General features: G+C 70.9%; 21 protein-coding genes. 11 read left to right on the top strand and 10 right to left on the bottom strand.

The genetic code is table 11. The features are described from left to right. Window positions 1-164 precede the first annotated feature (164 nt). The 5 genes from ACTMVF_RS38390 (at window position 165) to ACTMVF_RS38370 (ending at window position 6,928) form a co-directional block, all read left to right on the top strand. Complete coding sequence (locus tag ACTMVF_RS38390) at window positions 165-1,601, top strand: hypothetical protein (protein ID WP_441275714.1); 1,437 nt, start codon at window positions 165-167, stop codon at window positions 1,599-1,601. 232 nt (window positions 1,602-1,833) lie between these two features. Beyond that, entirely contained in the window at window positions 1,834-3,288 is a 1,455-nt protein-coding gene (locus ACTMVF_RS38385) for an alkaline phosphatase PhoX (RefSeq protein ID WP_441275713.1), read from the top strand. Between the two features lie 482 nt (window positions 3,289-3,770). Further along, the gene (locus tag ACTMVF_RS38380) at window positions 3,771-5,354 is read left to right on the top strand and encodes a TROVE domain-containing protein (RefSeq protein WP_441275712.1); all 1,584 of its coding nucleotides are present in this window, start codon (window positions 3,771-3,773) and stop codon (window positions 5,352-5,354) included. A gap of 204 nt (window positions 5,355-5,558) precedes the next feature. Beyond that, window positions 5,559-6,596: a LacI family DNA-binding transcriptional regulator gene (locus tag ACTMVF_RS38375; RefSeq protein ID WP_441275711.1), complete on the top strand. Its 1,038-nt coding sequence runs from the start codon at window positions 5,559-5,561 to the stop codon at window positions 6,594-6,596. Window positions 6,597-6,796: 200 nt separating this feature from the next. Further along, window positions 6,797-6,928 carry a hypothetical protein gene (locus ACTMVF_RS38370; RefSeq protein ID WP_441275710.1) on the top strand — a complete coding sequence of 44 codons (132 nt, stop codon included), beginning with the start codon at window positions 6,797-6,799 and terminating at the stop codon, window positions 6,926-6,928. Between the two features lie 39 nt (window positions 6,929-6,967). On the opposite strand, the gene ACTMVF_RS38365 is transcribed toward ACTMVF_RS38370, so the two are convergent. From ACTMVF_RS38365 to ACTMVF_RS38325, 9 genes are all read right to left on the bottom strand, one after another. Then, window positions 6,968-8,362 (bottom strand): TIR domain-containing protein, encoded by a 1,395-nt coding sequence (locus ACTMVF_RS38365; RefSeq protein WP_441275709.1) that lies wholly within the window; start codon window positions 8,360-8,362, stop codon window positions 6,968-6,970. After that, window positions 8,359-11,802 (bottom strand): TIR domain-containing protein, encoded by a 3,444-nt coding sequence (locus tag ACTMVF_RS38360; RefSeq protein WP_441275708.1) that lies wholly within the window; start codon window positions 11,800-11,802, stop codon window positions 8,359-8,361. The genes ACTMVF_RS38365 and ACTMVF_RS38360 overlap by 4 nt, the downstream gene beginning before the upstream one ends. 167 nt (window positions 11,803-11,969) lie before the next feature. Beyond that, a complete protein-coding gene (locus ACTMVF_RS38355) occupies window positions 11,970-13,190 on the bottom strand; it encodes a TerD family protein (RefSeq protein WP_441275750.1) in 1,221 nt (406 codons plus the stop codon). A gap of 226 nt (window positions 13,191-13,416) precedes the next feature. After that, a complete protein-coding gene (locus ACTMVF_RS38350; protein WP_441275707.1) occupies window positions 13,417-14,406 on the bottom strand; it encodes a zinc-dependent alcohol dehydrogenase family protein in 990 nt (329 codons plus the stop codon). Continuing rightward, the gene (locus ACTMVF_RS38345) at window positions 14,403-15,251 is read right to left on the bottom strand and encodes a carbohydrate ABC transporter permease (RefSeq protein WP_441275706.1); all 849 of its coding nucleotides are present in this window, start codon (window positions 15,249-15,251) and stop codon (window positions 14,403-14,405) included. The genes ACTMVF_RS38350 and ACTMVF_RS38345 overlap by 4 nt, the downstream gene beginning before the upstream one ends. Next, entirely contained in the window at window positions 15,248-16,186 is a 939-nt protein-coding gene (locus ACTMVF_RS38340) for a carbohydrate ABC transporter permease (protein WP_441275705.1), read from the bottom strand. Before ACTMVF_RS38340 ends, ACTMVF_RS38345 begins: the two co-directional genes overlap by 4 nt. Next, window positions 16,183-17,553, bottom strand: a complete 1,371-nt coding sequence (locus tag ACTMVF_RS38335) for an ABC transporter substrate-binding protein (protein ID WP_441275704.1) — start codon at window positions 17,551-17,553, stop codon at window positions 16,183-16,185. The genes ACTMVF_RS38340 and ACTMVF_RS38335 overlap by 4 nt, the downstream gene beginning before the upstream one ends. A 121-nt stretch (window positions 17,554-17,674) precedes the next feature. Further along, the gene (locus tag ACTMVF_RS38330; protein ID WP_441275703.1) at window positions 17,675-18,454 is read right to left on the bottom strand and encodes a DeoR/GlpR family DNA-binding transcription regulator; all 780 of its coding nucleotides are present in this window, start codon (window positions 18,452-18,454) and stop codon (window positions 17,675-17,677) included. A 301-nt stretch (window positions 18,455-18,755) separates the two neighbouring features. Next, a complete protein-coding gene (locus tag ACTMVF_RS38325; RefSeq protein ID WP_441275702.1) occupies window positions 18,756-19,565 on the bottom strand; it encodes an NAD-dependent epimerase/dehydratase family protein in 810 nt (269 codons plus the stop codon). Between the two features lie 177 nt (window positions 19,566-19,742). On the opposite strand from ACTMVF_RS38325, the gene ACTMVF_RS38320 reads away from it, so the two are divergent. Further along, window positions 19,743-20,696, top strand: a complete 954-nt coding sequence (locus ACTMVF_RS38320; protein WP_441275701.1) for a 5-dehydro-4-deoxyglucarate dehydratase — start codon at window positions 19,743-19,745, stop codon at window positions 20,694-20,696. Next, window positions 20,693-21,856 (top strand): hypothetical protein, encoded by a 1,164-nt coding sequence (locus tag ACTMVF_RS38315; RefSeq protein WP_441275700.1) that lies wholly within the window; start codon window positions 20,693-20,695, stop codon window positions 21,854-21,856. The genes ACTMVF_RS38320 and ACTMVF_RS38315 overlap by 4 nt, the downstream gene beginning before the upstream one ends. On the opposite strand, the gene ACTMVF_RS38310 is transcribed toward ACTMVF_RS38315, so the two are convergent. Next, window positions 21,793-23,031: an MFS transporter gene (locus tag ACTMVF_RS38310; RefSeq protein WP_441275699.1), complete on the bottom strand. Its 1,239-nt coding sequence runs from the start codon at window positions 23,029-23,031 to the stop codon at window positions 21,793-21,795. The two genes, ACTMVF_RS38315 and ACTMVF_RS38310, sit on opposite strands and share 64 nt — an antisense overlap. Before the next feature lie 257 nt (window positions 23,032-23,288). Between ACTMVF_RS38310 and ACTMVF_RS38305 the strand changes: the two genes are divergently transcribed. The 4 genes from ACTMVF_RS38305 to ACTMVF_RS38290 all read left to right on the top strand — a co-directional run bounded on the left by ACTMVF_RS38305 (window position 23,289) and on the right by ACTMVF_RS38290 (window position 25,821). Next, the gene (locus ACTMVF_RS38305; protein WP_441275698.1) at window positions 23,289-23,501 is read left to right on the top strand and encodes a DUF4287 domain-containing protein; all 213 of its coding nucleotides are present in this window, start codon (window positions 23,289-23,291) and stop codon (window positions 23,499-23,501) included. 116 nt (window positions 23,502-23,617) lie between these two features. Beyond that, the gene (locus ACTMVF_RS38300) at window positions 23,618-23,827 is read left to right on the top strand and encodes a hypothetical protein (RefSeq protein ID WP_441275697.1); all 210 of its coding nucleotides are present in this window, start codon (window positions 23,618-23,620) and stop codon (window positions 23,825-23,827) included. Between the two features lie 601 nt (window positions 23,828-24,428). After that, complete coding sequence (locus ACTMVF_RS38295; RefSeq protein ID WP_441275696.1) at window positions 24,429-25,016, top strand: TIGR03086 family metal-binding protein; 588 nt, start codon at window positions 24,429-24,431, stop codon at window positions 25,014-25,016. Window positions 25,017-25,056: 40 nt separating this feature from the next. After that, window positions 25,057-25,821, top strand: a complete 765-nt coding sequence (locus ACTMVF_RS38290; protein ID WP_441275695.1) for an MBL fold metallo-hydrolase — start codon at window positions 25,057-25,059, stop codon at window positions 25,819-25,821. Window positions 25,822-25,892: the final 71 nt, after the last annotated feature.

The raw sequence follows: 25,892 nt of genomic DNA, 5'->3' as shown, positions 1-25,892 counted from the left end.
GCTCAGGCCACTTGTCAAGGTTTCGGCCATGTACACATCCTGACGAGGAGATGAACCAGGCGGCATGGGTGGAAATCCGTCTAGGCTGAGCGGTTGAGCCGTGATGTACAGCGGCCGGGCCGTGATGCGTACGGCCCTGCGGAACGCCCTAGGAGAACCAGCCGATGTCAGACAGCTCCCCCCTGCCGCCGGTGCGGCTGCACCCCGAAGCGGAGCTGGCGCGTGACGCCCTGTCCACGCCGTTGCTCTCCCGGGCCGCGCGGCTGGCCCGCTGGGCCGGGCCCGACACCCGGGTCGACGCCGGGGGCGGGCTCGTCGACGAGCAACTCCCGGCCGCCGCCGAGCTGCTCGGGCTGAGCGGGGACGACGCCGCCGCGTACGCGAGCGAGGCCTGGCGGGTGGCCGTCGACACCGGACTGGTCGAGGTCGTCGACGAGGAGGAGGGCACCGTCGCGCCCGGCGCGGAACTGGCCCTGCTGACCGGCGGCTCGCCGCAGGACGTACTCGGCGTGTGGACGGCGGCGCTGGAGACGGTGCTCGCGGACGCGAGCGTGCCCGACCTCGACGACCTGGTCGACGCCATGGACGCGGGCGGCGAGGTCGACCTCTCCTCGCTGGACTGGGACCCGGACGCCGAGGCGGAGTTCCTCGACGGCGTGCTCGGCAACCTGTACCTGCTGACGGTCAGCGAGGACGGGCCGGCCGACGGGCCCGTGCCGCTGCCCGCCCTCGCCGCCTCGATGATCGTGCCCAGCGACATGGGCGAGCCCACCAACGACGTGCTGGAGCAGGTGTCCGACGCGATGATGCGCCTGGACGACCAGTTCCGGCTGCTGGAGCCGGTCGGCCTGGTGGAGTACCAGCCGGTGGACGAGGCGCTGATGGCGGACACCGAAGGCGCCGGCGAGGATCCGTCGGCCGCCGTCGACGACACCGACGTGTCGCGCTACGGCATGGTGCGGCTGACCCCGCTCGGGCTGTACGGGCTGCGGGCCCGGCTGCTGGAGGCCGGGTTCGAGGCGCCCGCCGTCGGAGACCTCGCGGACAAGGGCGCCGACGCGCTGCTCGACGGGACGGCCACGTTCCCGCAGCGGGCCGCGCAGGCCGAGACCGAGCAGTGGCTGGCCCGGCGCGAATCCCGCACCGCGGCACGGGAGTTGCTGGCGGCGGCACGCGGACTGGACGCCGGGGCGCCGCTGCGGCGGCTGCGCTGCCAGCAGGCGCTGTCCCTGGTGGGCGCGGAGGCCGAGCCCGCGCTGCGGGAGGTCCTCGACGATCCTGAGCTGGGCGGGCTGGCCCGGGTCTGGCTGACCGAGGCCGGGTTCGCCGACGTACCCGCGCCCTCCCAGGAGCTGGTGTTCTGGCTGACCGTCGACACGGTGGCTGCGCAGCTGGCGGCCGAGGGGAACTCCGATGAGCTGAGGGCGCTGGTGGAGGGGCTGGCCGCGCAGCACAGTTCGTTCTTCGCGGCGGCCTGGCGGGTCGATCATCCGGCCACCGCGGATGTGCTGGAGGCGATGGGGCGGTTGCATTCGGACAAGAAGATCGCGAAGGAAGCGCGGAAGGCTGCGTTCAAGGCGCGATCGCAGCAGGGGGGTTGACGGCCGGTTGGCGGGTGCGGATGCGTGGGGGCTGGTCGCGCCCACGCGGCGGAGCCGCATAGCGACACAGCCCCGCGGCCCTTCAGGGCGTTGCCCTGGTCCGGTGCGGATTCATCCAGGTAGCTCCACTGAATCCTCTCCGTGTTCAACCGGCATTCAGACATGGGCGGGACCGTTGCGCCGACCGGAGTCCGCCACCTCCCACGGCACACCCACTGTCACAGGAGACACCATGTCGCTCACCCGCAGGGACTTCGCCAGGAAATCCGCGATCACCGGTGCCGGTGTCGCGCTGGCGGGCAGCGCCGGCGTGCTGGCCACCGCACCGAACGCGCTCGCGTCCCAGGAGTCCGAGACCGCGAGCGAGGAGTCCGCGGACGCCCACGGTGGCGGTGTCGGGTACGGACCGCTGATCCCGGACCCCGACGGCATCCTCGCCCTGCCCGCCGGGTTCGCGTACCGGATCCTCACCTACAGCGGCAGGACGAGGCTGGAGTCGGGTGAGTACACGCCCTCCAACCACGACGGCACCGCCACCTTCGACGGCCCGCGCGGCACCACCCTCCTCGTCAACAACCACGAGCTGAAGGGCCCGCGCGCCAACTGGAAGTACCCGGTCCCGCTCACCGAGGGCCTCGTCTACGACCCCGCCGCGGCCGGCGGCTGCACCGTCGTCGAGGTCCGCCCCGGCGGCCAGGTCGCCGAATGGGTCGGCATCGCGGGCACCTCCACCAACTGCGCGGGCGGCAGCACCCCTTGGGGCACCTGGCTCACCTGCGAGGAGAACTCCGACAAGGCCGGCGTCAACGGCATGACCAAGGACCACGGCTACGTCTTCGAGGTCGACCCCGGCGACCGGCGCGCCAACCGCGACCCCAAGCCGCTGAAGTTCTTCGGCCGTTACGACCACGAGGCCGTCGTCATCGACCCCAAGCGTGGCCACGCCTACCTCACCGAGGACGCGGCCTCGCCCAACGGCCTGTTCTTCCGCTGGACCCCGCCGAAGGGCTTCGAGTACGGCCGCGGCAAGTTCCGCACGCTCGCCGACGACGCCGGTGTCCTCCAGGCGCCCAAGTGCTTCGACTCCGGCGGCAAGTTCGTCGACGACCTCTCCCGCGCCACGAAGGTCGGCACGGTCTACGGCGTCGACTGGGTGGACGTCCCTGACCGCGACGCCAGGACCGTGGCCGTGCGCAAGCAGTTCGCCGCAGGCGAGGTCACCCGCGCCCGCAAGCTGGAGGGCATGTGGTGGAGCGACGGCGGCGCCTACATCGTCTCCTCGTACGCCCGTGCGGAGAGCCCCGGCGCCGCGCACGACGGCCAGGTCTGGTTCTACGACCCCAAGCGCCGCACCCTCACCCTCAAGGTCCTCCTCGGCGTCAACCCCGACCCGTCCCAGGACGGCGCCTTCGACGGCCCCGACAACATCACCGTGTCCCCGTACGGCGGCATCATCCTCGCCGAGGACGGCGAGGGCGTCTCGCACCTCTTCGGCGCCACCGACAGCGGCCGTACGTACCCCATCGCCCGCAACGACCTGAACGTCGGCACCGAAGAGGAGCCCGAATACAGCGAGTTCGCCGGCGTCACCTTCTCGCCCGACGGCAGGACGCTTTACGCCTGCATCCAGACGCCCGGCATCATGCTCGCCATCACCGGGCCCTGGAAGCGGCAGAAGCGCGGGTAATTAATTCACTCGCCCGGCCCGCGGCACCCCTCTTAGAGTGATGAACGTCCAGGTGCGAAGGCAGGACCTACTTCCACTCTTAATGGGGAGGCCGCGGGTTCGAATCCCGCCACCGGTTCCACGAGCCGGTGTAGCTCAGTGGCAGAGCACCACGTCGGTTCCGCCGACCTCGATCTCTGGACACCACAACTTCATGCACCTCCCGGTGCGCAGGCTGCGGCTACTTCTTCTCCTAAAAGAATCCCAGGCCGCCGCCGACTTGATCTCGGGAGGCGCAGCTCAAGGTGGGTGCCCGGTGCGCAGGCAACGGTTACTTCATTGGATCTGGCGGTTGCGGGTTCGAGTCCCGTCATCGACTTCGGGTCGGTGTAGCTCAATTCGGCAGAGCACCAGGCTAAAGTCCGTCGCCGACTCCTGAACTCGGGCACCCTCCTTTTGCTGCGCCTCCTCCGAAACACGAATGAATTCGGGGGGAATTCACCATGGCGCGATTCAACACGCGTGCCGCCAAGGCGCGTCCGACCTCGCGGGTCACCTCGACGGGGCGAGTGCTCCGTACGTACCAGGGCGGCCGCGGCCGTGAGCGGGACCCGCGCTCCGAGCTCTTCCTGCTCGCCGTCTCCCACTTCGTCACCCAGCAGACCTTCTACGAGACCGGCGCCGACCGCGACGACCGGTTCGCCAAGCTCGTGCGCGAGCTCGCCGTCACCGACCCGGTGTGGACGGCCGGCCTGCTCGGCTGGCTGCGCGGCGAGGGCAACCTCCGTACGGCGGCCCTCGTGGGCGCCGCCGAGTACGTGCAGGCCCGCCTGGCGGCCGGGGCCGCCGACGGTCCGTCGAACCGGCAGGTCATCGCCTCCGTGCTCCAGCGGCCGGACGAGCCCGGCGAACTGCTCGCGTACTGGACGGCGGTGTACGGCCGTAACGTCCCGAAGCCGGTCAAGCGCGGCATCGCCGACGCCGTACGGCGTCTGTACAGCGGTAAGTCGCTGCTGAAGTACGACACCGCGTCCAAGGGCTACCGCTTCGGCGACATCCTCAACCTGGTGCACGCGGCGCCGGACCCGGACAAGCCGTGGCAGGGCGAGCTGTTCCGGTACGCCCTCGACCGTCGGCACAACCCGGACACCGCTGTGCCGCCCGCGTCCAACCGGACGCTGACCGCGCACCGCGAGCTGATGGCGCTGCCCGTCGCGGAGCGGCGTGCGGTGGTCACGTCCGAGGGCGGTGCCGAGCGGCTCGCGGCGGCCGGGATGACGTGGGAGGCGCTGGCCGGCTGGCTGCAGGGGCCGATGGACAAGTCGGCCTGGGAGGCCGTGATTCCGTCCATGGGTTCGATGGCGCTCGTTCGGAACCTGAGGAACTTCGACGAGGCCGGTGTCTCGGACGAGGTCGCCGCGCAGGTGGCGGCCCGCATCAGTGACCCGGCGGAGGTCGTGCGCTCGCGGCAGTTCCCCTTCCGGTACCTCGCCGCGTACCAGCACGCGCCGTCGCTGCGCTGGGCGTACCCGCTGGAGCAGGCGCTCGGCCACTCGCTGGCCAACGTGCCCGCGCTGCCCGGCCGGACGCTGGTCCTCGTCGACCGCTCGGGCTCGATGTTCTGGTCGCGGCTGTCCGACCGCTCGCAGCTCAACCGGGCCGACGCGGCGGCGATCTTCGGCACGGCGCTCGCGCTGCGGGCGACGGACGCGGACCTGGTCCAGTTCGGCACGGACAGCCGGGGGATCTCCTTCCGTCGCGGCGAGTCGGTACTGAACGTGCTGGAGCGGTTCGGGGACCTCGGCGGCACCAACACCACCGAAGCGGTGCGCCGGCACTACCGGAAGCACGACCGCGTACTGATCGTCACCGACGAGCAGTACGCACCCAGCCACCACGGCGACCCGACCGAGCAGGTCCCGGCCGACGTCCCGGTCTACACCTGGAACCTCGCCGGATACCGGGCGGGGCACGGTCCGTCCGGGAAGGGCAACCGGCACACCTTCGGGGGCCTGTCGGACGCGGCTTTCCGGATGGTGCCGTTGCTCGAGGCCGCCCGGGACGCCGACTGGCCGTGGGCTGTCTGACGGTCCGAGACGCGGGGCCCGCACTCCAGTGCGGGCCCCGCGTGCTCTACACCCACCTCGGTCGGGCAGCCCGTGCTGAACGCGTACAGCGCGCTGCTCCAGGGGCGCCCGGCACTTCGACCCGCTTCGACCTGCGGAGCTCGGGCCGTCCTCGCGGGACCGGGCCCTGCCGTGGTCCGCGCCTGGCCGGATACAGTGCACAGCGTGCGGGCGGACGATCAGCAGTGGGAGCCGAGTGTCGAGCGGCCTGACGGCGCCAGCCGCCGGGCCACGATCCACGACGTCGCACGACTGGCCGGAGTGTCCCGCCAGACGGTCTCCCGCGCGGTCAACGACAAGGGCGAGATCGATCCCGCCACGAAGCAGCGCGTGCTGGAGGCGGCGCGGCTGCTGGACTACCGGCCCAGCCGGTTCGCGCGCGGCCTGGTGCAGAAGGGGACCGTGACGGCGGGTCTGGTGATCCCGGACCTGATGAACCCCTTCTTCCCCGAGGTGGCCGCAGGCGTCCTGGAGGCGGCCGAGCAGCGCGGCTGGCAGGTCGTCGTCTGGGACTCCCGTAACGACGAGGCCCGGGAGCGGGAGGCGCTCGATGTGCTGTCCCATCAGGCGGACGCGGTCGTGGGCTACTTCAAGAGCCCGGACGACGTGCTCGCCCGGCACCTCGGCGGCGTACCGCTGGTGCTGCTGGAGCGTGGCCCGCAGCAGACCCGTTTCGCGGCCGTGGGCATCGACGCCGCCGCCGGTCTCGAACAGGGCATGGCACATCTGGTGGGTGCCGGTCACCGCAGGATCGGCATGCTCGACGGTGTGCACGGGCCCGGTCCCCGCAGACAGGCCTTCCTGGAACAGGCTCGGCGGCACGGTCTGCCGGTCGACGACAGCTGGATCGCGCTGTGTCCCGAGCACAGCGTGGCCGGGGGTGAAATCGGGATGGAGCAACTGCTGGACGCCCGGCCCGACATCAGTGCCGTGTTCGGGTTCAACGACCTGATGGCGGTCGGCGCCATGCGTGCCGCCCGGCGCCGCGGCCGGCGAGTGCCGGACGACCTGGCCGTCCTGGGCTTCGACGGACTGTCGCTGGGCGAGCTCATCGAGCCCGCCCTGACCACCCTGCGCATCGACAAACGGCGGCTGGGACGGCTGGCCGTGGAGCAGGTGGCCCGGCTGCGTGCCGGTGAGGAACCACTGCGGGGCACCGAGGCGTGGGTGGTCCCCGAGCTGGTGGTGAGGGCTTCGGCCTGAGGCGCCGGCGTGCCGCGAACGCCTCAGTGCATGGGCGGTGACGCCTCAGCACACCGCCTGGTGCCACCCTGCTGGGGCTGTCGGGTGCGGAGCCGCCGACGGGTTCGGCCTCCGCGGGCACCGACCACCTCAGCCTCCGGTACGGGAAGGGCGCGCTGAGCGACAAGCTGCTCGCCACCGCCAGGCGCGGCGTCCCCGGGATGCCTGGGCTGAAGGTGCAGGGCTCGCAGATCCCCGACGGCGACATCGACTCCAAGGTGCGCACCGGCCTCGCCGCCCGCGGGGCGCGGCATTTCCTTCGGGATCTGGCGGCGGGGGCGACGAAGATGTGACCGGGGTGACTGGGGCGTCCCGGCGCCCTCCCGTCCCCCTCATGACTCCGAACCGGACTCGTGGCCGTCGACGAGCTTACGTACCTCGGTGCTCTCCGGGCTCTCGGGGGCGACGGCCTGCAGGGCGAGGGCGAGGCGCCGATAGCCGTCGGGCTGCTTCCTGGCGAGTGCCAGGACCGACATGAGCCAAGTGCGCAGGGGGTATCGGGAGTCGGGTTCTGCGGCGGCGTCGAGTCCGGTCGCCTCGAACCAGTCGCGCCGCATGCTCTCGTCCATCAGAGGCGACGCCAGGGAGAGCTTGTCGGTCAGGGCACGTTCGAACTTGGTGACGGAGCCCTCCGGGTAAGCGGGTGCGGTCCGGTGGGCGGTGGCAGGTGTGCGAACGGCAGCGGCGACGGCCTTGAGGAGGATCTCCCGCTTGGAATGCCAGTCGGGGATGCCGTACAGCATGATGCCGCCGTCGGGGGCGAGAGCAGTCGGGAGTTCCTCCTCAGGGACAGGCTCGATGAACATCGGGATGAGCCGTGGCAGATCAGGGGTGAGCGTCGGATCCGCGTAGAGCTCCTCCAGAACCTCTCGGTGCAGACAACGTTCGGTGAGGCTGCCCCGGGACAGCAGCACGACCACGCGCTGCGCGCGGCTCAACGACGATCTGAGGAGTCGGCCAGGTGAGCGGTCGAAGCACTCCGGAGGGAGGACGTCGACCTCGCGTCTCTCCGAGAGCTGGCTGTACGCCCACTCGCCCCAGCGGCGATCCGTGCTCCGGTCGGCGTAGGCGAGTACGCAGTCGACGGGCAGGTCCGACTCGGCCCCGAAGAGCGGGCGCAACCCGTCGACGCCCTCGGCTCTGAGGGGTTCGAGGGCGGCGGCGTGCGCGCCGACCAGGAGGTCGGCCACTTTGGTGACGAGTTTCTCGTACTCGTCCCGCGCCGGCTCGTCTCCGCGCGGAACTATGTAGTAGAGGCCGCGTTTCTCGTAGTCGGTCGTGGGATCGTCGAGTCGCACGTACTGGCGCGCGGTGACGGCGGCCGGCCACTTCCGCCCGCCTCTCTGCCACAGCACCCCGACGAGGCAGCGGGTGTCATCTGTCCGGTAGGGCCCGAGCCGGGCGTTGAACACCGCCCACTCATGGGCGCACCAGTGGCTCTGGAAGTAGCTGGGCGAGTACAGGGCCAGCATGGCCCTGGCCGTGCACACACCGCGCTCCACGACCCGTTCCTCCCAGCGTTCGCCCGGGACGATGTCCTTGAAGTCCACGAAAGCGTCGCCGGGGACCGCGTTGCCGAGCATCAACTTGACTCGCGCCTGGACGTCGTTGTGGAAACGTTCGACCAGGGGGAAGTTGCCCCTGACGTCCGAGTAGCCGGTGAAGAACCAGTGCGGGACGGGTGGCGGGTCCTCGACGACCGCGCCCGGCGGGACGGGGGCGGTCATCGGGGCGCCGCGCCGTGCTCGATCTGCCCGACGATGTGGCGGGCCTCCGCCACCGCGAGACTCTCTCCTTCGATCTCCTCGAGGGCGTTCACGAGCAGCGCCAGACCGCCCGGGCGGGCCTTCAGCCTGCGGACGACCTCGAACAGCTGGGTACGCGCCGACAACTCGTCGCGGACGGGTACGTCGAGATGGGCGACCAGGGCGTGGAAGCCGCCCCGGCTCTGTACGGCGGCCGAGCGCTGCAACGCGTTGACGAGGCGTCGGGTCAGGAGCGCCTCGCCGTCCTCGTCCGACCCGGTCGTTCCCGGGAAGTCGGGGACATGGACAGGGCGGGTCGGCTCGTCGAGGGTGAACCGCAGCAGGTCGCGGGCGGCATCGGGGTCGAGGTCGTACAGGGCCGGAGCGATCCGCGCCCGGAGCACGGGCGGGAGCTGCTCGGTCTCGACGGGATGGACGAAGATCGGCACGAGGCGCCGCCGGCCGAGGGCGTCATCGCGCATCAGCTCGGTCCACTCCTCGGAGGCCCAGGCGGTGGCGGTCATCGACGCCAGATAGCTGGGGGACAGCATGACGAGCACGATGTCGGACTCCCCGGACAACGGCCGCACGAGATGGCTGTCCTCGGCCTCCGCCACCACCTCGTAGCCGAGTTGTTCCAGCTCGTAGGTGACCCAGTCGGCCCAGACGCGGTCCGCCTCGACATGGCTGACCAGCACGCGCTCCCGGCCCGGACGGGACGCCGCAGGACGGGCGGACCGGGACTCCGACGGTTGCGACGGCCTGGTGGCGCGGATGCCCGGCTCGGGGTCGTCACCGATCGTGCGGGACCAGTTGTCGAGGAGCTGGACGACGGCCTGCTCCGCGTCTGCGAGGAGCAGGTCGTCGGCGGGGGGCGGGTCGGCGAAGCGGTTTCCGCGCAGCACCGCCCGTGCTTCGTCCGTCCGACCGGCCGCGTGGAGACACAGGGCCATGAGCGCCGCGCTGTCCCGGGTGCCGGAATGGTTGGCTCCCAGAGTGCGCAGCTGCTTCTCGTGCGTACGGCCGGCCCAGTCCAGCGCGGCGTCGACGTCGTGGGCGCAGAGATGGGCACCGGCCAGCAGCCAGGAGGTCCGCAGGGTGTCGAGGTGATCCGAGCCCAGCGTCTCGGACTGGTGGTCGTACGTGGCATGGAGGAGCCGTTGGGCTTCCTCGTGGCGACCCAGGCGGATCAGCAGCGCGGCCAACGGGCCGGCAGCCCGCAAAGTGGCCGCGTCGCTGGGGCCGAGGGTCAGGTGGAGTTCGCGGAAGATGTGGTCGTTGAGGGACCGTGCCGACTCCAGATCGCCGAGGTCGACGAGCAGGGCGGCCAGCCGGGCGGCGGTACGGAGGGTTTCCGGGTGTTCCGGACCGAGCACGCGCCGCTGCCGCGACAAGGTGTCCTCGCCGAGCAGCCGGGCCTCCGCCCCCATGCCCAACGCCCGCATCGGCTCCAGCAGGTGAGTGGAGAGGCTGAGCGCGAGGGGGTGGTCCGGCTCCAGCATCTCGTGCAGCCGAGCCCGAGTCGTCATGCCGAGGGCCACGGCCGCCGCCGGGTCTCCCGCGGCGGAGAGCAGCGTCGCGAGTTGCGCGGCGGCGCCGAGCGTCATCGCGTCCCCGTCGCCGAAGGTGCCGTGGGCCCAGTTCAGCAGCGTTCCGGCGAGCGGAAGGGCTTGTTCCGGCGCTCCTGTTGCCTGCAGCGCATCGACCAGATAGGACGTGATCGTCATCGTGGTGGGATCGTCCGGGCCGTGCGTGAGCTGTGAGAACTCGCGGAGTTCCGTCAGCCGCGGCACGCTGGCCGACGCTTCGCCGTCCCGCAGCAGACGGGCGCACCCCAGGCCCGCGGCCGCCAGACCCTCGCGCCTGGTCAGCTCCTGGGCTGCCACCCCCAGCAGGTGCGGCATCAGCGGTGCCCACGCCTCCGAGCCGGCGTGCAGGGAAGGCAGGGCCGCCACCAACAGCGCCTGGGCTCCGAGAGCGGCGGCCGGGCGGCCGTCGGGGGACAGCAGGTCGCGCAGCGCGGATTGCGTGGCCGGATGGATACGGAGGATGCCGTCGCCGCCCTGGGCGAGCCCGGACCGGTTCACGGCCCGCAGCACCGACTCCCTCGCCTCCGGATCCCGCAGCAACTCGGCCAGATCCTCGGGGGTCCAGTCCGGTACGCGCACGCAGTCACGGAGCCGGAAAGGCTGCGGTGCCAGCAGCGAGCAGGCCGCCAGGAGCGCGACCGCCCTCGAGTCCTGCTCCGTCAGCCGCTCCAGGCTGATGCGTACGGCGTGCTGGAGCCCCTGTGGGTGGTTCTCCGAATGCTCCGGTGATGACAGGCCCCGCAGGACGATCCCGATGGGGGTCCCGGAGGTGAGGGAGCCGGCCACCATTCCGACGGCCAGCGGACTGTTCCCCACGTCGGCCGCTACCGCCTTGGCCTCTTGATCGCTCAGCGTGGGCACCATGGTGCGGAGCAGTGCGTAGGACTCGGGGGAGGCGAGCGGACCCACAGTGACGTGTTCCCACAAGTCGGCCCGGTCCCGGTCACGGGAGACGGCGAGGAACTGGCCGTGTCCGGTGTCCCGCATCAGCTCCTCGGGCAGTTGGCCGGCGCCCAGGACGTCGTCGAACACCAGCAGCCACCGGTTGCGGGTCCGCAGTTCGTCGGCGAGGGCGCTGACCGCTTCTCCGGGAGCCGAGTCGGGCGAGGCGGCACCGAGCCGCACCGCGAGGTCGGCGAGCTGGGAGGGCACGGAGCCGCGCCCCGGCCCGATCCACCACACGAGTTCGTACTCGCCTGCGAAGCGATGTGCGTACTCGACGGCCAGCTGGGTCTTGCCCATCCCTGGGTCTCCGACGAGGACCACCCGGCACTGCTCGGTCAGCGCGGCCCGCAGCTGCTTCAGCAGGTCGACCCGGCCCACGAACCAACCGTTGCGCTCGGGCACGTTCCACACCCGGGGCCGACTGCCGGGCAGCCGGGGGCTGGTCGCACCGAGGCGGCGCAGCCGGCCGCCGGACGGTGAGTGCTCGGGAGCGACTGCGCGCAGCAGAGCGTCACGGGCGGCCTGGTCATTCAGGCCGCTGAGGCGTAGGGGCTGCCGCTCACGGAGGATGTCGAGTCCGTCCGGGAAGGGGCCGTCGGACAGCAGAACGGGGATCAGCCGCTTGCCCGCGGCGACGGCGGCATCAAGTTCCGCCCGGGCGTACCGACTGAGCGCGTACGACTTCGAGACGAGCACCAGCATGTGACCGGATGCGCGGACCCAGGTCAGGATCGTGTCCTGCCAGTCAGCGCCCGGCGCGAGTGACCAGGTGTCCAGCCACACCTCGTAGCCGGCGTCCTTGAGTTGCCAGGCCGCCCACTCGGCCCAGACCTGGTCGTCCCGCGCGTAACTGATGAAGCACGAGTTCGCTCCGTCGCCAACGGCCATGTGCCCGCCCCCCGTTCACAGCCCGGGCGCAAGGCTACTGTGCGTCTTCCGTCCGACGAGGAGCTTTCGGACTTGTTACGGACGGCGATGGCCGGCCGGGCGGGTCCAGGGCGTCGGCACGCCCGGATCCGCCCGGCTGAGCCCCGCCGAGACCGGCTGATGGCCTCCTACAGCGCCTGCGCCGCCGGCTTCACCATCCCCCTCACCGTGCGGGACTTCACGAACTCGCCCATGGCCGTCATCTCCCACTCGCCGGAGAACTGCTTGATCAACTTCGCCATCATCACGCCCGTTTGCGCCTCGGCGTTGGTGAGGTCGAAGCGGACGAGTTCCTCGCCGGATGCGGCGTCGATCAGCCGGCAGTAGGCCTTGGCGACCTCGGTGAACTTCTGTCCGGAGAAGGAGTTGACCGTGAAGACGAGTCCGGTGACCTCCTGCGGGAGGCGGCCGAGGTCGACGGTGATGACCTCGTCGTCGCCTCCGCCCTCGCCCGTGAGGTTGTCGCCGGAGTGGCGGATCGCGCCCTGCACGATCTGGAGCTTGCCGAAGTAGCAGCTGTCGATGTGGTTGCGCTGCGGGCCGTACGCGATGACCGAGGCGTCCAGGTCGATGTCCTTGCCGCGGTACGCCGGCTCCCAGCCGAGGCCCATCTTGACCTGGGACAGCAGGGGGCGGCCGCCCTTGACGAGGGAGACGGTCTGGTTCTTCTGGAGGCTGACGCGGCCCTTGTCGAGGTTGATCTTGCCGGCGCCGGGCGCGGGAGGTGCGGGCGGGGCCGGGGGCGCGGCGGGGGCCTGGGGCGCCGGGGGAGTGGACATCGGCGGGGCCGGCGGGGCGACCGGAGGCTGCATGGCGGGCTGCGGCGGGGCCACGGGGGCGGCCGGAGCCGGGGCCGGTTCCTCGACCGTGACGCCGAAGTCGGTGGCGATGCCGGCCAGGCCGTTGGCGTAGCCCTGGCCGACCGCGCGGGCCTTCCAGGCGCCGTTGCGGAGGTACACCTCGACGATCACCAGCGCCGTCTCGGCGCCGAGCTGTGGGGGCGTGAAGGTGGCCAGGACGCTGTTGTCGTCCGCGTTGCGGATGGTGGCCGTCGGTTCGATGCCCTGGAAGGTCTGGCCGACGGCGTCCGGGCTGGCGGTGACGACGATCTTCTCGATGCCGGGCGGGACGGCCGCGGTGTCGACGATGATCGCGTCGGGGGCGGTGCCGCCGCCCGAGCGGTACGTCACGCCGGGCCCTGTCGGCTGGTTGTAGAAGATGAAGTCGTCGTCGGAGCGCACCTTGCCGTCGGCGGTGAGCAGCAGGCCCGATACGTCGAGCCGCACCGGGGCGGCGACGTCCACCGTCACGCGCGCGGCGGAGAGAGGGATGTTCGAGCCGGGGGTCATAGCTGTCATGCCGGGTGAACGAGTGGGGGCGCTTTACCGTTCCCTTACCCGGGGCCATTCGGCGGGCCTTGGGTTTCGCCCCCGCCGCCCCTACCCGTCCCATCCTGAAGGGGCTCCGCCCCTTCGACCCCGTCCAGGGGGCTCTGCCCCCTGGACCCCCGCTCCTCAAACGCCGGAGGGGCTGGATTTACCTGGGGGAGGGTAGGGGCGGCGGGGGCGAGGAACGCTACGGCACCACCACGATCTTGCGGCCGACACCGGACGCGAACTGCTCCAGTGCCTCCGGGTACCGCTCCAGCGGGATGCGGTCGCTGATGAAGATGTCCGGGTCCAGGACGCCGCTCGCGAACAGTTCCGCCGCGCGTTCGAAGCTGTGCAGGACCGCCATCGAGCCCGTGATGGTGATCTCCTGGTTGTAGATGCGGTACGGGTCGATCGTCACCCGTGTCGCGTAGTCCGCCACCCCGAACTGCAGGAACGTGCCCGCCTTGGCCACCCGGTCCAGGCCGTCCTGGATCGCCGTCGCGTTGCCCGTGGCGTCCACCACGAGGTCCCAGCCCTGGGGGCGGTCCAGCTCGTCCGGGTTCGCGGCGGACGCCGAGACGCCGAGGCGCCGTGCCGTCTCCAGCCGGGCCGGGTTCACGTCCACCACGTCCACGCTCGCCGCGCCCGTCCGCTTGGCCAGCTCCAGCATCATCAGGCCCATCGTGCCGGAGCCGTAGATCAGGACGTGGGCGCCCAGGCGGGACTGCAGGACGTCGTAGCCACGGACGGCGCAGGACAGGGGCTCCACCAGTGCCGCGTCCTGTGTGCGCACATGTTCCGGCAGCTTCACGCAGTTGGCGACCGGCGCCACCGCGTAGCGCGCCGCGCCCCCCGCCGTCGTCACGCCGATCGCCGCCCAGCGTTCGCAGAGGTTGTTGTGGCCGGTACGGCAGTACCGGCACTCGTAGCAGTACAACGACGGGTCCACCGCGACCCGGTCGCCCACCGACACTTCCGTGACCTGGGTGCCGACCCCGACCACCTCGCCCGCGAACTCGTGACCGGGCACGATCGGCAGCTTGGGTGCGAACTCGCCCTGGAGGATGTGGAGATCGGTTCCGCACAGGCCGCAGGCCGCTACCTCGACCACCACCTCCCGCGGGCCGGGCGTCGGGTCGGGGACCTCGGCGACGACTGCCTTGCCCACGGACTCGATGACGGCGGCCTTCATTTCACGGCTCCCAACGACAGGCCCTGGACCAGCTTGTCCTGGGCGGCGAACCCCGCGGCGAGCACCGGCAGGGAGATGACGAGCGACGCGGCGCACACCTTCGCCAGGAACAGGCCCTGGCTGGTGATGAAGCCGGTCAGGAAGACGGGGGCGGTCTCCGCCACCACGCCGGTCAGTACGCGGGCGAACAGCAGCTCGTTCCAGCTGAAGATGAAGCAGATGAGGGCTGTTGCGGCGATCCCGGGGAGCGCGATGGGGGCCACCACGCGGGTCAGGATCGTGGGCAGCCTCGCGCCGTCCACTGTCGCCGCCTCGATCACCGCGACGGGTATCTCGGCGAGGAAGGACTGCATCATCCACACCGCGATCGGCAGATTCATGGAGGTGTAGAGGATGACCAGCAGCCATATGTTGTCGAGCATGTCTGTGTTCTTCGCGAACAGGTAGAGCGGCAACAGGCCCGCCACCGCGGGCAGCATCTTCGTCGACAGGAAGAAGAACAGGACGTTCGTCCATTTCCTCACCGGGCGGATCGACAGCGCGTACGCCGCCGGGAGGGCGAGGACCAGGACGAAGAGCGTCGACGCGACCGACGCCACCGTCGAGTTGATCAGCGCCGGCCAGGGACTCGCCCCGCCGCCCGCGCCGAAGAACTCGCGGTAGCCGTCCAGCGTCAGCGACGCGGCGAAGGACGGCGGGTTGGTCGCCGCGTCCTCCTCGGAGTGGAAGGACGTCAGGGCCATCCACGCGATCGGCAGGAAGAACATGATCCCGAGCAGCCAGGCCACCAGGCCCAGGCCGACTCCCTTGCGGCGGCTGCGAAGTCGTACGGCCACTGCACTCATGCGCGCGACACCTCCTCGCGGAACAGGGACGACACCACGCGCAGCGCGAAGGTCGCGATGATGATCGAGCCGATGACCACCAGGACGCCCGCGGCCGAGGCGAGCCCGTTCTCGTGGGCCTGGTAGAAGCTCTGGTAGACGGTGTAGGGGAGGTTGGCGGTGCCCAGGCCGCCGGACGTGATGGTGAAGACCGCGTCGAAGTTCTGGACGATGTAGATCGAGCCGAGGAGTGCGCCGAGTTCGAGGTAGCGGCGCAGGTGGGGGAGTGTCAGATGGCGGAAGATCTGCCAGTCGCCGGCGCCGTCGACTCTCGCCGCCTCGATCTGCTCGTTGTCGCGGCTCTGGAGGCCGGCCAGCAGGATCAGCATCATGAACGGCGTCCACTGCCAGACGAGGGAGGCCTCGACCGCGAGCAGCGGGGTGTGGGAGATCCAGTCGGGCTGTGGGCCGCCCACATAGTGCAACAACCCATTGAACAGGCCGTATTCAGGGTTGTAGAGCACATGTTTCCAGAGCAGGGCCGCGGCTACGGGCACCACCAGGAACGGGGCGATCAGCAGGGTGCGGACCACTCCGCGGCCCTTGAACTTCCGGTCCAGGAGCAGTGCCAGGATTAGGCCGAGCACCAGGCTGGCCAGGACCACCGCCACCGTCAGCAGCACGGTCGTCCACACCGAGTGGCGCAGGTCGGCGTCGGTGAGGACTTCCTTGTAGTTGTCGATGCCGGTGAAGTGGCGGGCGTCGGGGTAGAGGGAGTTCCAGTCGAAGAACGAGATCACCAGCGTCGCCACGAAGGGCAGCTGGGTCACCACGATCATGAAGATCAGGGCGGGCAGCAAGGGGGCCCGGGTCGCCCAGGCGCGCAGCCGGGCGGAGGGCGGACGGGTGGTGCGTACGGGAGTCGTGGCCACGGGGGCCGTTGTCGTCGCTGTCATCGCCCCTCGTACTCCTCGGAGATCTTCTCGGCGAGCTGCTGTGACTTCCTCAGGGCCGACTCGACGGACTGGCGTCCGGCGATGGCCGCGCTGATCTCCTGGGAGACCTTGGTGCCGAGGTCGGTGAACTCGGGGATGCCGACGAACTGGATGCCGGGCGCGGGGCGCGGCTGGACGCCGGGGTCGTTCGGGCGGGCGCCCTCGATGGCCTCCTTCGTCATCTCCTGGAAGGCCGCCGCCTCCTTGCGGTAGGCCGGGTCGGCGTAGGTGGAGGCACGTTTGCCGGCCGGGACGTTGGACCAGCCGATCTCGTCGCCGACCAGCTGCTCGTACTGCTTGCTGGACGCCCAGGACACGAACTTCCAGGCGTTGTCGGGGTTGCGGGACGCCTGCTGGATGCCCCAGGCCCAGGTGTAGAGCCAGCCGGAGGACTCCGTCTTCTCGACGGGCGCCGGTGCGTAGCCGACCTTGCCCTTGACGGGGGAGTTCGCCGACTCCAGGGAACCGGCCGCGGAGGTGGCGTCGTACCACATGGCGACCTTGCCCTGCGTCATGTTGTTCAGGCACTCGGCGAAGCCGGACTGGGCCGCTCCCGACTCACCGTGCTCACGGACCAGGTCGACATAGAACTTCGTCGCCTTCTCCCACTCGGGGGAGTCCAGCCGGGCCTTCCAGTCCTTGTCGAACCAGGTGCCACCGAAAGTGTTCACGACGGTGGTGAGCGGGGCCATCACCTCGCCCCAGCCGGGCAGGCCGCGCAGACAGATGCCCTTCATGCCGGGCTCGGCGCCGTCCGTCTTCGCCGCGAGGTCCGCCACCTGCTGCCAGGTGGGGTGCGCGGGCATCGTCAGGCCCTCCTTGGCGAACACGTCCTTGCGGTACATCAGGAAGGACGACTCGCCGTAGAAGGGCTGGCCGTAGAGCTTGTCGTCGTCGCCGGTGAGGGACTGACGCATCGGCCCCAGGACGTCCTGCTCGTCGTACGCCGGGTCCTTGGCGACGTAGGAGTTCATCTCCTTCAGCCAGCCGTTGCGGGCGTAGATCGGTATCTCGTAGTTGGAGAGGGTGGCCACGTCGTACTGGCCGGCCTGGTTGGCGAAGTCCTGGCTGATCTTGTCGCGGACGTCGTTCTCGGGCAGGACGGTGAAGTTGACCTTGATGCCGGTCTCTTCGGTGAACCGTGGCGTGAGCTTCTGCAGCTCGGTCATCTGGGGGTTGTTGACCATCAGGACGTTGATGGCGTCGCCCCCGGAGCCTGCCCCGCCCGCTCCGACCCAGCAGCCGGAGAGCAGTGGGGCGAGCAGCGTCCCTGCGGCGGCCGTGGCGAGCATGGCTCGCGGTGGCCGTCGTCGGCTCTGGGTTCGCATGGATCGCTCCTGGACATTGAAAGGGGATGTACGGGGATGTACGGGGATGTGCAGGTATGTATAGGGAGATAAGGGGTGTCGGCGGGCATGAAAGTGCCCTATGGAGGAGTGAGTTGGCTTTTCAGACGCGGATGACCTGTGGTCCCAGCAGCGAGTAGCGGTGGGCCTCGGCGGCCGGAAGCAGCGTGCTCGTGACGATCGACTCCAGCGCGCCGACATCGGCGAACCGGCAGAAGCTGACCGCTCCGAACTTGTTGTGCGCGCCCGCGAAGACGGTGCGCCGCGAGGCTCGGATGGCCTGCGCCTTGACCTCGCTCACCGCGGGGTCGGGGGTGGTCAGACCGTGTTCGCGGGAGATGCCGTTGGCTCCGATGTACGCCAGGTCGATGACGAAACCGGCCAGCATCTTCGTGGTCCAGTGGTCGACGGTCGCGAGGGTGCCGGACCGCACCCGGCCGCCGAGCAGCAGCACCGAGACGTTCTCCGCCTCGGCCAGCGCGCCGGCCACCGGCAGGGACGCGGTGACCACGGTGAGCGGCCGGTCCCGGGGCAGTGCCTCGGCGATGAGCTGCGGGGTGAAGCCCTCGTCGACGAAGACGGTCTCGGCGTCCCCGAGCTGCTCGGCCGCGGCGGCCGCGATCCGGCGTTTTTCGGGGACATGGCTGGTGGCGCGGAAGGCGAGCGTCGTCTCGAAGGCGGCGCTCTCCACGGGGTAGGCGCCGCCATGGGTACGGCGGAGCAGCCCGTGGTCCTCCAGGACGCGCAGATCCCGCCGTACGGTCTCCTTGGCCACGCCCAGCTCGGTGGCCAGCGCGGTGACGTCGACCGAACCGCTGGCCCGGGCGACCCGCACGATCTCCCGTTGGCGCTCTTCGGCGGTTCTCGCAGTATTCGCCGTCATCGCCGACACCTGCCTTACGTCCTTGCTTGCCCGAGTCCTTGCCTGCCCGTTCGGGCCCGGTGGGGTCCGTGCAGCAAGTTCTACCGGGGGTGCGGGGGGCTGACCAGGCTTGTTGCGGGCTCGATACTGCCCGTTCATGACCGTTCGACTCGGCGTGTGCCCGCGGCGGACCTGCGCCGTCATCGGGTCCGGCGTGGGATCGGGCAGAGGACGTGCCCGAATACGGCGGCGGGCGGGCCCGTTCGGTGCCCGCCCGCCGCCGCGAACGATCGTTTTCCGCCGCGTGGCGGAGTCGGTGACGTCAGTACGGCCAGATCGGCGGGTCGCTGACGAAGTGGCCGCCCAGATGGGCGTGCGCGATGTTGTCCGGTTCGAGGTCGCCCTGCTCGGCGATGAGCTTTTCGGCGTACGGCTCGGAGTCGTCCTGCGGCTCGTAGCCGAGGGCGCGTGCGGTGCCGAGGTCCCACCACAGGCGGGTGTTCGCGGAGGAGCCGTAGACGACGGTGTGCTCGACGTTCTCGGCGGTCAGGGCCGCGTGGAAGAGGCGGGCGCCGTCGGCCGGGCTCATCCACAGCGAGAGCATGCGGACGCTGGTCGGCTCGGGGAAGCAGGAGCCGATACGGACGGACACCGTCTCCAGGCCGTACTTGTCCCAGTAGAACTGCGCGAGATCCTCACCGAAGGACTTGGACAGGCCGTAGAAGGTGTCCGGGCGGCGCGGGGTGTCGATCGGGATGAGGGGATCGTCGCCCTGGGGGCGGGGCGTGAAGCCGACGGCGTGGTTGGAGGAGGCGAAGACGATGCGCTCCACGCCCTCCTCGCGGGCGGCCTCGTACAGGTGGTAGGTGCCCTCGATGTTCGCGCGGAGGATCTTCTCGAACGGGGCTTCCAGGGAGATGCCCGCGAGATGGATGATCGCGTCGACGCCCCGGACGGCCTCGCGCACCGCCTCCTTGTCGGCGAGATCGGCGACGATCGCGTCCGGCTCGCCCTCGACGGGGCGCAGATCGAGCAGCCGCAGCTCGTAGCCGTACGCCGGAAGCAGGTCCCGCATCAGGGTGCCGAGGCCGCCGGCGGCTCCGGTGAGCAGAACGGTGCGGGGTGCGGGCATCCTCGGGGCTCCTTGAGCGATCGGCCGCGTGCGTGCACGGTATTCACATGCGTGGACAAGTTAAGGATCACGACCCTTGCGAGTCAAGGGTGGTGTAGCCGTCGTTCATAAACGTAAACTCTGATCACTATCCTGCACTCGTCCTGTACGTTTCCGTACTTGCCCCAGGGAGAGCCCGTGACGTCAGCCCCCCTTGCCGCACGCCTCAGCATTCCCGGCGGGCCGCTGTTCTTCCCCGTCACCGCCTACGGCCCCGACGGCTCGGTCGACCTCGACACCTACCGCACCCATGTGCGCCGAGGAGTCGAGGCAGGGGCCGCCGCCGTGTTCGCGTGCTGCGGCACCGGGGAGTTCCACGCGCTCACACCCGAGGAGTTCGAGGCGTGCGTGCGGGCGGCCGTCGAGGAGGCGGCGGGACGTGTGCCGGTCGTCGCGGGCGCCGGGTACGGCACCGCCCTCGCCGTGCGGTACGCGCGGCTCGCCGAGGCGGCCGGAGCGGACGGGCTGCTCGCCATGCCGCCGTATCTCGTCGTCGCCGGGCAGGAGGGGCTGCTGCGGCACTACCGGGAGGTCGCCGCGGCGACCGCGCTCCCCGTCATCGTCTACCAGCGCGACAACGCCCTGTTCACCCCGGACACCGTCGTCGAACTGGCCCGCACGGACGGGATCATCGGGCTCAAGGACGGCCTCGGCGACCTGGACCTGATGCAGCGGATCGTCAGCGCCGTACGCACCGAGGTCCCCGGCGACTTCCTCTACTTCAACGGCCTGCCCACCGCCGAACAGACCCAGCTCGCCTACCGGGCCATCGGCGTCCCGCTCTACTCCTCCGCCGTGTTCTGTTTCGCCCCCGAGATCGCCCTCGCCTTCTACCGGGCGCTGGAGGCGGGCGACGACACCACGGTGAACCGGCTTCTCGACGGCTTCTACCGCCCGTTCGTCGAACTGCGCGCCCAGGGCCGCGGATACGCCGTCGCCCTCGTCAAGGCCGGCGTGCGGCTGCGCGGGCCGGCCGTGGGGGAGGTCCGGCCTCCGCTGCACGAGCCGAGCGAGGATCATGTCAAGCAGCTCGCCGACGTGATCGAGCGCGGATACGCGCTGCTGGACAAGGAGCCGGAGGAAACCAAGTGAAGGCGTCGACATTCGTCTACCCCTGGGACGTCAACGGAGACCCGGAGGCACCCGCCAGGATCGCCGCCCTCGGCGTCCGGCAGGCGACCCTCGCCGCCGCCTACCACTCCACCCGCGCCCTCACCCCCCGCCACCCGCGCCACCGCATCGTCACGGCCGAGCACGCCGCCGTGCTCTACCCGACGGACGACCGCTGGAAGGGCCGCGCGTTGCGCCCGTACCCGGCGGGGGGCTGGGCGCCCGGGGACGCGTACGGCGAGGCGGCCGCCGCGCTCGCCGACGCCGGTCTGGAGGTGCACACCTGGGTGGTCCTCGCGCACAACTCCCGCCTGGGCGCCGAGCACCCCGACACCTCGGTCGTCAACGCCTACGGCGACCGCTACCCCTGGGCGCCCTGCATCGCCCAGCCCGCCACGCGCGCGTACCTCGTCGACCTGGCCGCCGAGGCCGCCGTACGCCCCGGGGCGCGCGGCACGGAACTGGAGTCCCTCGGCTGGTACGGCCTCCAGCATCTGCACGCGCACGACAAGACCGGCGGGGTCCCGCTCGGCGACGCCGGGATGTACCTGATGGCGCTCTGCTTCTGCCCCACGTGCCAGGAGGGCTACGGCGACCAGGGCCTGGACGCCGACGAGCTGGCCACCGCCGTACGCGCCGCCCTCGAACCGCTGTGGCAGGGCACGGTCGCCGATGAGGGCTGGGCCGGGGTCGAGAAGCTGCTCGGCGAGTCGAAGGCGGCGGCCACGCGCGCGTGGCGCGACGAAACCGCCCGCACACTCCAGGAGTCGGCGGTCCGGGCGGTCCGCGCCGCCGCCCCCGACGGCTTCCAGATCCTGCTGCACGCCGACCCGGTGACGTACCACGTCGGCGCCAACCCGGGCGTCGATCCCGAGCACATCCTCTCCGTCGCGGACGGCGTGGTCGTACCCTGCGCGGGCGGCCCCGGCCTGCTGACGCCCTTCACCGAGCAGGGTCGCGAGGGCGCGGTCGTCGCCGCCAACTTCGGTGTGGTCTCCGGGATGGGCGGAAGCCCCGGCACGCTGGCGTCGGACGCGGCACGCGCGCGTGAGCTCGGAGCCACGGAAATCCGGCTCTATCACGCGGGGTTGGCCTCGGACGGCGACTTGGAGTCGGTGCGGGAGGCGCTCGCCGCCCTCTGAAGCGGCGGCAGCGCGGTCACCAGCCACACCAGGCCCACTACGGCCGACAGCAGCCGCACGTCGAGGAGTTCGACCAGTGCCGCCCCGGCCGCCAGCCCGATGACGTTCGGCGTGAAGACGAGGGTGTTGGCCGTGGCGGCCGTACGGCCGAGCAGCGCGTCCGGCGTCTCGCGCTGTACGGCGGTGAGCGCGGCGATCAGCACGCAGGGCAGCCCCACGCCGACCGCCGCGCTGCAGAACAGGGCCACCGGGTCGGACGGGATCGCCCGCAGGCTCGCGGCGACGGCCGTGAGGGCGATGCCGTACGCGGCGAAACGGCGTTCGCCGAGGCGGCGCAGCGCGGGGCCGGAGAGTAGGCCGATGGCCACCGAGCCGGCGCCCTGGACGGCGTACAGCACACCGGCGTACGCCGGGGCGTGCCCGAGGCCGTCGATCACGGCATAGGTCAACGCGCCGTTGAGCCCGGCGAAGAGCATGGTGGTGCCGCCGGCCAGGACGAGCGGGCGCAGCCGGGGGTGCGTCCAGAGGTAGCGGGCGCCCTCGGCGGTCTGCGCCCGCCAGCCGTCGGCCGGCGGCTCGGGTGTGCTCTCGCGGACGCGGAGACAGGCGTACAGCCCGGTCGCGACCGCGAACGTCACGGCGTCGAGCAGGGCGACGCTCGCACCGCCGTACGCCGCGTAGACGCCCGCGCCGGCCAGCGGGGCGAGGAGTTTCATGCCCTCGGTCGCCGTCATCCGCAGCCCGTTGAAGTCGCCGAGCAGGGGCGCGGGCACGGCGGAGGCGACGAGGGCGGATTCGGCGGCGTCGTGCACGACGCCCGCGGCGCCGTAGACGAACAGGACCGCGAAGAGCAGCCAGAGGCGGTCCGGGGAGTCGACGGTGAAGAGGGTGAGCAGGAGGGCGGCCATGAGGAGGTTCGCGCCGATCAGCAGCGGTTTGCGGCGGGTGCGGTCCGCGAGCGTGCCGAGGAGGGGGCCGGCCAGGGTGGGCGCCCACATGGCGAGCATGCACAGCGCGGCCAGGCCGTCGGACCCGGTGAGGTCCTTGACCCAGACGCCGGACGCCAGCCACAACGCCGAGGTGCCGAAGCCGGAGACCACGACTCCGGCGAGGTAGAGGGCGGCGTTGCGGTCGCGCAGGACACGCGCGAGTGCCCAGGTGGTGGTCGTCGTCATGGCACGCCATCGTGCGTCTAAGGCGGGGGTGTGCGGATCGGGGAAGTGCCTTAGCCGTTGAGGCCCGGGAGGGTGTGCCGTTCGGTGGGCGTAGGCGGCAGGGGGGATGAACGGTCTCGGAGCCGGCTTCCGGGGCAGGGCTGCCCGAGATCCGTAAGGTGACGCAGCACACCTTCGCGGGGCGATGAGTTCTGTGGAGCCCACTGGTCATAGGTGGTGACAACACGCCGCCCCACAAACGGATGGACGCTGCCGACATGACTGACGCCGTCAAGGGCCCCGCCAGCTACTTCCCCGCCATCGAGAAGAAGTACGGTCGCCCGATCGCGGAGTGGAAGGACCTCATCCGCTCCTCGCCCCTGACCAAGCACATGGAGCTCGTGAACTGGCTCAAGACCGAGCACGGGCTGGGGCACGGCCACGCCAACGCCCTCGTCGCGCACACGCTCACAGAAGCCCGCGGCAAGTAAGCCGCTCATCGAGGCCGGGTGGGCGTGCGAGGTGAACAGTGCGCCAATTCCCTGTGTGCGAACGTAATTTGATCGTGACACCGGCATGGGCGGCAAGGTAATGTTCAGGCAAAGAGGTGTTCGCGGCGGCCAAGGGAGCCGCGACCGGACAAAGCTCGAAGGAGGCAATGGTGTTCGATCTCCGGACCGAGGCGGAAATGAGGCTGTTCTCGGAAAAGACGGCCCGGGAACTCGCTCTGAAGAAGCAGCGGGATGAGGGTGTCGAGTCCGAAGAGTTCACGAGCATGGAGACGTCGGCCACCATTGCCGCGGAGCCGGTCGGCTGACGGTCTGCTCGGAGCACGGTGACGGTCCGTCGGATTCTCGGCGGGCCGTTTTGGCTGTCCGGAAAGGGGAGTCGATGAGGACCTTGCACTTCGGCCTACGCGTCACCGACCTCGAACGATCGCTCGCGTTCTAGACGGCCGTCGGTCATGAGGTGATCGGGAGCGCCCCTGATACCCCGTTCGGAAGCCTGACCCTGCTGAAGCTCCCCGGTGACGAGACAGCCGGAAACCGGGCGCCGGCGCGCCCGTGCCCCTGGGGAGCGCCGGCCCGCCCATGAGCCCACGGGCCGCAGCCGGCCAGGGCAACGGTGACCGGACCGTAATCCGGGGGCGACCGCGTGGCCCGCCCCAGGTGGCCTGCGCGTCCCGCGTGGCCCGTCGGGCCTGTTTCAAGCGGTACCTCTCCTCCCGCGTCGACCGCCCGGCCTGCTCCAGGCAGCACCCCTCCTCCCGCACCACCCCCTCGGCGTCCCCCGAGCGGCACGCCCCGCCTCACGTCAGAGGCCCTCCCACCTCACCGACAGCGTCACCGGCGTCACCGATGAGTTTCGCGACCCGGGACGGTCCACTTCTCAGGAACATATCTGTGAGGAGCCGGCCCATGACCGACACGACCTTCGACCTCGGACCGCAGGCCCGCATCGTGGCCCGTCTCGCGGAGGGCGTCACCGACGAGCAGCTCTCGGCGCCGACGCCCTGTCCCGACATGGCGGTGCGCAATCTGCTGGGCCACCTGATCGGCCTGGCCGTCGCCTTCCGTGACGCCGGGCGCAAGGATCTGGGCGTCACGACCGACACCAGCCCCGAGGCAGCCGTACCGGACATCGGGCCGGGCTGGCGCGCGGAGCTGCCCAAGGTGCTCGACGAACTGGCCGAGGCGTGGCGCGACCCGGACGCATGGGCCGGCATGACCCGTGCCGGCGGCGTGGACCTGCCCGGCGCGGTGGCGGCGGCGGTGGCCGTGGACGAGCTGGTGATCCACGCTTGGGACCTGGCCGTGGCCACGGGCCTGCCGTACGCACCGGACCCGGCCGCCCTGAAGTCGTCGTACGACTTCCTTCGCGCCGCCGCCGACGAGGGCGACCGGGGCGGCGGCATCTTCGGCCCGGTCGTTCCGGTGCCGGAAGGCGCGCCGCTGCTGGACCGGGCCGTGGGGCTCAGTGGGCGGGACCCCGGCTGGGCGCCGTAATCCCGGGCGCACCGAAGCAGCGGGGACATACGCTCCCCGCATGTCTCCCCGCATACCGCTCACCCTCACTGTCCTCGGCACCGCATCGCCGCACCCCGGCCCCGGGCGCCCCTGCTCCGGCTATCTGGTGCGTGGCGGAGGGGCCGAGGTGTGGGTGGACGCCGGGACCGGGAGCTTCGCGGAGTTGCAGCGGCACACCGATCCGGCGCGGCTGAGCGCGATCTGGATCTCCCACCTGCATGCCGATCACAACGCCGATCTGCTCGCCGCCGTGTACGGGCTGGCCTATGGCGGGCTCACTCCGGACGCGCCCATTCCGGTCTATGCGCCGGCGGATTGCGCGCAGCGTCTCGCCGGGTTCTTCGGGCGGCCGGACGCCGGGTTCCTGAGCGGCGTCCTCGACTTCCATGCCCTGTACGACGGCCACACCGCCCGGCACGGCGACATGCTGCTCACCTCGCGTGCCGTCGTGCACGACGTCGAGGCCTACGGGCTGCGGGTGGAAAGCGGCGGGCGGGTTCTCGCGTACTCCGGGGACAGTGGTCCCTGCCCCGCCCTCACCGAACTCGCCCGCGACGCCGACCTGTTCCTGTGCGAGGCCGACATCGACGAGCATCGCGATGGCGAACAGGTTCACCTGACGCCCGAGGACGCCGGAACCGCCGCCCGCCGGGCGGGCGTACGGGAGCTCGTCGTCACGCATGTCGGGCCCACGCTCACCCCGCAAGCGGCGACCTCCCGCGCCGCCGCGGTCTTCGGCGGCCCCACCCGCACCGCGCGTGAAGGCCACATCCTGCACATCTGAGGCAACCTCAACTTCCTTTGCAAGAAGCATTGACGAAACATGCGCCCCCTCTTACCTTCATCGCGTCGTAC

The sequence above is a fragment of the Streptomyces sp. SD31 genome (assembly GCF_052068475.1).
Classification (GTDB): Bacteria; Actinomycetota; Actinomycetes; order Streptomycetales; family Streptomycetaceae; genus Streptomyces.
The sequence above is the reverse complement of the archived record's forward strand: the minus strand, read 5'-3'. Positions and strand labels throughout refer to the sequence as shown.

What these genes read in the sequence shown, in the direction of transcription:
- ACTMVF_RS38390 (WP_441275714.1), top strand. Translation starts at nt 165, where the DNA reads ATGTCAGACAGCTCCCCCCTGCCGCCGGTGCGGCTGCACCCCGAAGCG.
- ACTMVF_RS38385 (WP_441275713.1), top strand. Translation starts at nt 1,834, where the DNA reads ATGTCGCTCACCCGCAGGGACTTCGCCAGGAAATCCGCGATCACCGGT.
- ACTMVF_RS38380 (WP_441275712.1), top strand. Translation starts at nt 3,771, where the DNA reads ATGGCGCGATTCAACACGCGTGCCGCCAAGGCGCGTCCGACCTCGCGG.
- ACTMVF_RS38370 (WP_441275710.1), top strand. Translation starts at nt 6,797, where the DNA reads ATGCCTGGGCTGAAGGTGCAGGGCTCGCAGATCCCCGACGGCGACATC.
- ACTMVF_RS38365 (WP_441275709.1), bottom strand. Translation starts at nt 8,362, where the DNA reads ATGACCGCCCCCGTCCCGCCGGGCGCGGTCGTCGAGGACCCGCCACCC.
- ACTMVF_RS38360 (WP_441275708.1), bottom strand. Translation starts at nt 11,802, where the DNA reads ATGGCCGTTGGCGACGGAGCGAACTCGTGCTTCATCAGTTACGCGCGG.
- ACTMVF_RS38355 (WP_441275750.1), bottom strand. Translation starts at nt 13,190, where the DNA reads ATGACCCCCGGCTCGAACATCCCTCTCTCCGCCGCGCGCGTGACGGTG.
- ACTMVF_RS38350 (WP_441275707.1), bottom strand. Translation starts at nt 14,406, where the DNA reads ATGAAGGCCGCCGTCATCGAGTCCGTGGGCAAGGCAGTCGTCGCCGAG.
- ACTMVF_RS38345 (WP_441275706.1), bottom strand. Translation starts at nt 15,251, where the DNA reads ATGAGTGCAGTGGCCGTACGACTTCGCAGCCGCCGCAAGGGAGTCGGC.
- ACTMVF_RS38340 (WP_441275705.1), bottom strand. Translation starts at nt 16,186, where the DNA reads ATGACAGCGACGACAACGGCCCCCGTGGCCACGACTCCCGTACGCACC.
- ACTMVF_RS38335 (WP_441275704.1), bottom strand. Translation starts at nt 17,553, where the DNA reads ATGCGAACCCAGAGCCGACGACGGCCACCGCGAGCCATGCTCGCCACG.
- ACTMVF_RS38330 (WP_441275703.1), bottom strand. Translation starts at nt 18,454, where the DNA reads ATGACGGCGAATACTGCGAGAACCGCCGAAGAGCGCCAACGGGAGATC.
- ACTMVF_RS38325 (WP_441275702.1), bottom strand. Translation starts at nt 19,565, where the DNA reads ATGCCCGCACCCCGCACCGTTCTGCTCACCGGAGCCGCCGGCGGCCTC.
- ACTMVF_RS38310 (WP_441275699.1), bottom strand. Translation starts at nt 23,031, where the DNA reads ATGACGACGACCACCACCTGGGCACTCGCGCGTGTCCTGCGCGACCGC.
- ACTMVF_RS38305 (WP_441275698.1), top strand. Translation starts at nt 23,289, where the DNA reads ATGACTGACGCCGTCAAGGGCCCCGCCAGCTACTTCCCCGCCATCGAG.
- ACTMVF_RS38295 (WP_441275696.1), top strand. Translation starts at nt 24,429, where the DNA reads ATGACCGACACGACCTTCGACCTCGGACCGCAGGCCCGCATCGTGGCC.
- ACTMVF_RS38290 (WP_441275695.1), top strand. Translation starts at nt 25,057, where the DNA reads ATGTCTCCCCGCATACCGCTCACCCTCACTGTCCTCGGCACCGCATCG.